Origin of the sequence: Adlercreutzia sp. DFI.6.23 (assembly GCF_024462535.1) — a bacterium.
GTDB classification, from domain to species: Bacteria; Actinomycetota; Coriobacteriia; order Coriobacteriales; family Eggerthellaceae; genus Adlercreutzia; species Adlercreutzia rubneri.
This window is the reverse complement of sequence record NZ_JANGBP010000333.1, coordinates 1-321: the sequence shown is the minus strand read 5'-3', so window position 1 is coordinate 321 and position 321 is coordinate 1. Positions and strand designations below refer to the sequence as shown.

The 321-nt window shown below is 70.7% G+C and carries 1 protein-coding gene; it reads right to left on the bottom strand.

Features of this window, described 5'->3' with window-relative positions; all coding sequences use genetic code 11:
• A partial coding sequence (locus NE591_RS13605) for a sensor histidine kinase (RefSeq protein ID WP_371130623.1) occupies positions 1-321 on the bottom strand: 321 nt, incomplete at both ends.

Below are 321 nucleotides of genomic sequence, written 5' to 3'. Positions count from 1 at the left end.
CGGTGCGCGGTGGGGGCAACGGATCGAACGAGAAGGTGCCGCCCAAGGCCGTCGCGCGCTCTTCCATCGAGGCGAGACCGAGGCCGCCCTCGCCAACCAGGATCGCCGCGCGCCCGTTGTCCTCGATGGCGAGCTGATAGAAGCCGGGGAACTCGAGGAGGGAGACGGCGACGCTCGTGGCGCGCCCGTGCGTGCGGGCGTTCGCGAGCGCCTCGTGCACGATAGCCACGACGGCAAGGGCGACAGGGCGCGGAAGGCTTTCGGCCTCGAAGGCGAGCGTGCCGGCAATTCCCGGGAATTCCCCGATCAGCTCGGCCAAGG